Genomic DNA, 6,042 nt, shown 5'->3' on the forward strand with positions numbered 1-6,042 from the left:
CTCATGCCACCGAACGACTACCGACCCACGCTCCTAGGGCGATCTCGCGGTTGCGCAGCTGGGAGCGCCGCTCGGAGGCTGTCACGGTGATCACTCCGGCGACGAGATGCCGTCCAAGACGTGCGAGCAGCAGCAGCCGTTGGCCATCCGAAAGTGCCGCCGAGCCGGCGACGTTCCACGAGAGCTCGACGCGGCTGTCCGAGGTGTTCACGTGTTGCCCACCTGGACCGGACGAACGCGAGAACCGCCAGCCGAGTTCCGACGCGGGAATCGTGAGTGCGGGTGATACCTCCAGATCCATGCATCCAGCGTTGCACAGCGTGGCGTGATCAAAGCTTCCAGCCCGCACGCGGGCTGGCGCGGTCCCTCTTAGGCCGTCATTCCGGGATGGACCGGGACGAATTCGATGCCTTGCTGGATCTTCTTTTTCGGACCGCGGGAGAAGCCCTTGGCATCGAGTTGGTTCCCGGCCCTGTAGGAAGCCAGGGCCGCGTCGTAGATTTCGTTGAGTCGGCGGCCTGTGAGTACTTCCTGGCTTCCATCGGAGAAGGTCATGGTGACTGCAGCGCTGTTCGGAAAGTGCCTGTTCATGCGGATAAAGCCTTGGGCGTCCTGCTGGAGAGTAATCAAAAGGGTTCACGCTTTCGGAGTCGGTGACCTCCAGTCTTGCCTACCTGCCGTCCTCGATGCGTCGGAATGCGACGGGCCGGAACCAGGTGCTTCGGATTCTGCGGCCCGATCCGTAACATTGAAGCAATTACAGGCACTAGCTTGCGAAGTGAAGAGAAAAGGAATATCAGCCTTGTCCCTCGAAACATTGCCCGTCCTCGACTTCTCCCAATTGAATGCGGGTCCGGAGGAGGCCTCCCGGTTCCGCGACGAACTGCGCAATGCCATGCATGAGGTCGGTTTCCTCTACCTGGCCGGCCACGGTATCCCGCAGGAACTCACGGACGCCATGCTGGACATCTCCCGCCGCTTCTTCGAGCTGCCGGAAGAGCAGAAGCTCGCCATCGAAAACGTCCACAGCCCCCAGTTCCGTGGCTACACGAGGGTGGGCGGCGAACTCACGGACGGTGGCATCGACTGGCGCGAGCAGATCGACATTGGCGTCGAACGGGACGCCGTGCAGCCGGGACCCGGGGTCGCGGACTACTGGCGGCTCGAGGGGCCCAATCTGTGGCCGGAGGCACTCCCTGAAATGCGGCAGATTGTCGGAGAGTGGACCGAACGGCTCAGTGCCATTTCGCTTAGCCTCCTGCGCGCTCTGGCTGTGTCCCTCGGAACTCCTGAGGATACTTTCGACGCAGCCTTCGCCGCGCAGGCGTTCCCCCTGCTCAAGATTGTGCGCTACCCGGGGGAATCCAACCCGGAGCCCAAACAGGGGGTCGGTTCCCACCGCGACGGCGGCGTGCTGACCCTGCTGCTGGTGGAACCCGGCAAGGGCGGACTCCAGGTCGAGCACCAGGGGACGTGGATTGACGCACCGCAGGTGCCGGGCACGTTCGTGGTCAACATCGGCGAAATGCTCGAGCTGGCCACGAACGGCTACCTCAAGGCAACCCTGCACCGGGTGATCTCGCCCCTGCGCGGCACCGACAGGATCTCCCTGCCCTTCTTCTACAACCCGGCACTGGACGCCACCATGCCGCAGCTCGCGGTGAGCCCCGAGTTCCAGGCGCGCGCACGCGGCCTCTCGGTTGACCCGACGAACAGCCCGATTCTGGAAACCTACGGGGACAACGCCCTCCGCTACCGGATCCGGGCGCACCCGAACGTCGTCGCGGTCCACCACGCGGACCTGCTGAAAGGCTGACGGAGACACGCCGGAAACAACCCGGGCCGGCCCGCGGCGGTCGGCTTGTTGATGCTTTTGCGGTACCGCTTGAGCCCGGTGCCGGCCAGGAGTAGGGTGGCCACACCCCAACCCGCATTACCCCGACGGGAGCAATCATGTTGTTTGCGAGACGTCGACTGGCCGCCATCACGGCGGTTCTGGCCATGAGCGTGACGAGCGGAGCGGTCATCAGCCCCGCGTTCGCCCATCCTCGGGAAACTGCCAAGAACGCGACCGCCACCGGCTTCGGCGGCGCGGTAAGCAGCGTGGACGCGGAGGCGTCCGCTGCGGCGATCGAGGTCCTCCGCGAGGGCGGCAACGCGGCCGATGCCGCCGTCGCCGCGGCCGCGACCCTGGGCGTTACCGAACCCTACAGCGCCGGGATCGGCGGCGGCGGCTACTTCGTGTTCTACGACACCGGGACCGGCCAGGTCGGCACGATCGACGGCCGAGAGACCGCACCTGCCGCGATGCCGCACGATGCGTTCATCGACCCGGCCACCATCACGCCTGCCAACCCGGCGGGCAGCCCCTACCGCTTCACGCCCGAACTCGTCACCAGCGGCGTCTCCGTGGGCGTCCCCGGCACGCCGGCCACCTGGGAGCGCGCGCTTGAACGCTGGGGCACCCTGAGCCTCGCCGATGCCCTCCAGCCGGCCATCGAGGTCGCTAGCCACGGCTTCGTGGTCGACCAGACATTCCGGCAGCAAACGCTCGACAACAAGCCACGCTTTGAGGCCTTCACCTCCACGAGCAGTCTCTTCCTCCCCGGCGGCGACGCACCCGCCGTCGGGAGTGTCTTCCAGAACCATGACCTGGCCGCGACGTACAGGCTCCTCGCCGAACAGGGCACGGACGGCTTCTACGGCGGCCCGCTCGCGGCGGAGATCGCCGCCACGGTCCAGGCTCCGCCGAAGACCGCCACCACCAGGCTGCCCGTCCCTCCCGGCCGCATGACCGCGGCGGATCTCGCCGCCTACCGGGCCCTGGACCAGGCGCCCACGCACGTGGACTACCGCGGCCTTGACGTCTTCGGCATGGCGCCGTCGAGCAGCGGCGGCACCACGGTGGGCGAGGCACTGAACATCCTGGACACGTTCGACCTCGCCGGGATGTCCACGCCTGAGAACCGCGCGCCTGCCCTGCACCACTACCTTGAGGCGAGCGCGCTCGCCTTCGCGGACCGCGGCAAGTACGTGGGCGATCCGGCGTTTGCCGATGTCCCCACCGCCGCACTCACTGACCCCGTGTTCGGCAAGGAGCGCGCGTGCCGGATCGACCCGCTGGAGGCGGCCGAGAAGCCCGTCTTGCCGGGGGATGTATCAGCGTTCGACGGCGTGTGCCCGGCCGGTGCCGCGGCGCCTGCCGACGAGAAGGACACGGAGAACATTTCGACGACGAACCTGACGGTCGCGGACAGGTGGGGGAACGTGGTGGAGTACACGCTCACCATCGAGCAGACCGGCGGCTCCGGCATCGTGGTGCCCGGCCGCGGCTTCCTGCTCAACAACGAGTTGACCGACTTCTCGACCGTGTTTGTCCCGACTGACCCGAACCGGATTGAGCCGGGGAAGCGCCCGCGCTCCTCGATGTCGCCCACCATCATCCTCAAGGATGGCAAACCGTTCCTCGCGCTCGGTTCCCCCGGCGGATCGACGATCATCACCACCGTGCTGCAGACGATCTTCAACCGCGTGGACCTGGGCATGGACATCTCGGAAGCGATCGCGGCACCGCGCGCCTCGCAACGGAATACCGTCAAAGTCACGGCCGAGCCCGAGTTCATCACCGCGCACGGAAGCGGGCTGGCGCCGTTCGGCCATATCCTGGTGCCGTCCGGTGACGCGTTCACCTCGGCGGCGGAGATCGGCGCGGCCACAGCGATCGAGTTCAGGCCCGACGGGAGCATGGTTGCGGCGGCCGAGCCCTTCAGACGCGGGGGCGGCTCGGCGATGGTGCTCACTCCGGCGCCGTAGGGCGGTAGGGCGGTAGGGCGGCGCTCTGGCGGGCGCCGCCTTAGGAAGCGAGAATGGGCTCGTGTTCCCTCTTCACACCGGCGCGGGCGGCGACGCAATCACCGGCCCCGCACGCAGGATCCAGCGCATCTATCTGACGTTGACGCTGGGCAACACGCTTGCGGCCTCGTTCATCTGGGGCATCAACACACTGTTCCTGCTGGATGCCGGACTGAGCAACCTTGAGGCCTTTGCCGCAAACGCCTTCTTCACGGCCGGCATGGTGCTGTTCGAAGTTCCCACGGGAGTGATTGCCGACGGGTGGGGACGCCGCGTTTCATTTCTGCTCGGCACCGTGACGCTAGCCGTGTCCACCTACCTCTACTACTTGCTCTGGCAATTTTCCTCCCCGTTCTGGATGTGGGCGGTGGTCTCGGTTTTGCTTGGGCTGGGCTTCACGTTCTTCTCAGGCGCTGTGGAGGCTTGGCTGGTGGATGCGTTGCGTTTCTCTGGGTATGAAGGCGGGCTGGAGGCGGTGCTCGGGCGGGGCCAGATGGTGCAGGGCATCGCGATGCTGGCGGGCTCCGTGGCCGGCGGTGTGATAGCCCAGGCCACCAACCTCGGCGTGCCGTTCCTGCTGCGCGTGGGTGTTCTGTTGGCAATGTTTGTCGTGGCCTTCTGGCTCATGCGCGATGTTGGATTCACGCCGGAACGCTCGAGCCATCCTCTCCGTGCAACCCGTGCCGTGCTCTCCGCGTCAATCGAGAACGGCTTGAAAAACCCTCCCGTGCGCTACGTGATGCTGGCCGCACCGTTCGGTGCCGGCGTCGGGATCTATGTGTTCTACGCGCTCCAGCCGTATCTGCTTGAGCTCTTCGGCGACCCGCGGGCATACTCCGTGGCGGGACTGGCGGCGGCCATGGTGGCCGGGTCCCAGGTGCTCGGCGGATGGCTGGCGCCCCGCGTCCGGCGCCTCGTCCACAAACGCACCACGGTGCTGATTCTGAGCAGCATCGTGGGCGCAGTGATTCTCGTTGCACTTGGGTTCACCCGGGTGTTCTGGGTGGCCCTGGTGCTGTTGGCGCTCTGGGCGCTGGTCGCCTCTGCGGGTACTCCGGTGCGGCAGGCCTACTTGAACGACATGATCGCCTCAAAGCAGCGGGCAACAGTGCTTAGCTTCGACTCACTCATGGGATCCACCGGTGGCGTGGTGGTGCAGCCGTTGCTCGGGCGGTCAGCGGACGTGTACGGGTACGCTGCCTCCCTGGCGATCGGCGGCGTTGTCGAGCTGATCGCAGTGCCGTTCTTGCTGGCGAGTCGCCGGCAGCGTCCCCGCGCCGATGAGTACTCCGACTCGGGCAGCGCACCGTCTCCTTCGCAGTAGACGGCATGAGCCGGAACCGTGCTCCCTGCTTCACCCCCACATTCACAGCCCAATGACAGCTTCCAGACAGCGGCCGCTTGGTTGGCGGCCCCATGGTGGTGTCAGGGCGGTGTTCGTGACCGTCCTTCTACCAGCAGCCGTTCCGACGGCGGATCGAGGAGAGCAAGTATGTCAAGAACCAAGAGAATCACGCTAGGCGTCGCGGCCGGGGCCCTGGCGTTGGGTGCCGGCCTGGGCGTCACCAGCATGGCTTCCGCAGCCACCACACCCAGCCCGGCCGCAAGTTCAACGGCGGGGAGCACCGCGGCTGCAGACGGCCACGGCAAGTCCGGCGGCCACGGCAAGCACGGGGGCCACAGAGGCGACCGCGGCCAGATCGCGGCGGAGCTCGCCACGAAGCTCGGCGTTGACGAGGCAAAGGTCACCGAGGCGCTGCAGGCGTTCCGTGAAGCCAACAAGCCCGCCACCCCGCCCGCGGAAGGCACCAAGCCGGACCGCGCAGCCATGGACGCGGCGCTGGCCAAGTCCTTGGCCGAGTCGCTCGGCATTGAGGAATCCAAGGTCACCACGGCCCTGGAGGAAATCCGCACCACGGCCCAGGCGGAGCGCGCGGCAGCGCTCAAGACCAGGCTGGACACGGCCGTCACGGACGGGAAACTGACCCAGGCCGAGGCCGACGCCGTGACCAAGGCCGTGGAAAACGGCATTATCGGCGGAGGCGGCCGCTAGCCTCCGTCGCTGTCACTGGCCCTTGGCCTGGTGCGGGATCCCCCGGGATGGTGCCCGGGGGATCCGGCACGTCCACGCCTAACGACGGCGGTCGCGCTCTAGGAGCGTGGGTCGGTAGTCGTTAAAACGCCGGACGA

Annotated in this window: 5 protein-coding genes and 1 pseudogene; 4 read left to right on the plus strand and 2 right to left on the minus strand. The window is 66.8% G+C overall.

Annotated elements, in window-relative coordinates; all coding sequences use genetic code 11:
- Window positions 1-34: 34 nt before the first annotated feature.
- A pseudogene (locus J1902_RS18705) lies at window positions 35-301 on the minus strand (peptide chain release factor-like protein); the annotation flags it as partial.
- A 68-nt stretch (window positions 302-369) separates the two neighbouring features.
- On the minus strand, window positions 370-630 hold the full coding sequence (locus tag J1902_RS18710; RefSeq protein ID WP_207617880.1) for a hypothetical protein: 261 nt from the start codon (window positions 628-630) through the stop codon (window positions 370-372).
- 172 nt (window positions 631-802) lie between these two features.
- On the opposite strand from J1902_RS18710, the gene J1902_RS18715 reads away from it, so the two are divergent.
- The 4 genes from J1902_RS18715 to J1902_RS18730 all read left to right on the plus strand — a co-directional run bounded on the left by J1902_RS18715 (window position 803) and on the right by J1902_RS18730 (window position 5,905).
- The gene (locus J1902_RS18715; RefSeq protein ID WP_207617881.1) at window positions 803-1,816 is read left to right on the plus strand and encodes an isopenicillin N synthase family dioxygenase; all 1,014 of its coding nucleotides are present in this window, start codon (window positions 803-805) and stop codon (window positions 1,814-1,816) included.
- Between the two features lie 137 nt (window positions 1,817-1,953).
- Entirely contained in the window at window positions 1,954-3,813 is a 1,860-nt protein-coding gene (gene ggt, locus J1902_RS18720; RefSeq protein ID WP_207617882.1) for a gamma-glutamyltransferase, read from the plus strand.
- 61 nt (window positions 3,814-3,874) lie between these two features.
- Complete coding sequence (locus J1902_RS18725) at window positions 3,875-5,176, plus strand: MFS transporter (protein ID WP_372434601.1); 1,302 nt, start codon at window positions 3,875-3,877, stop codon at window positions 5,174-5,176.
- A gap of 168 nt (window positions 5,177-5,344) precedes the next feature.
- Window positions 5,345-5,905 (plus strand): hypothetical protein, encoded by a 561-nt coding sequence (locus tag J1902_RS18730; RefSeq protein WP_207617883.1) that lies wholly within the window; start codon window positions 5,345-5,347, stop codon window positions 5,903-5,905.
- The last annotated feature ends 137 nt before the right edge of the window (window positions 5,906-6,042 follow it).

The organism is Arthrobacter cavernae, from assembly GCF_017368795.1.
GTDB lineage: Bacteria > Actinomycetota > Actinomycetes > Actinomycetales > Micrococcaceae > Arthrobacter > Arthrobacter cavernae.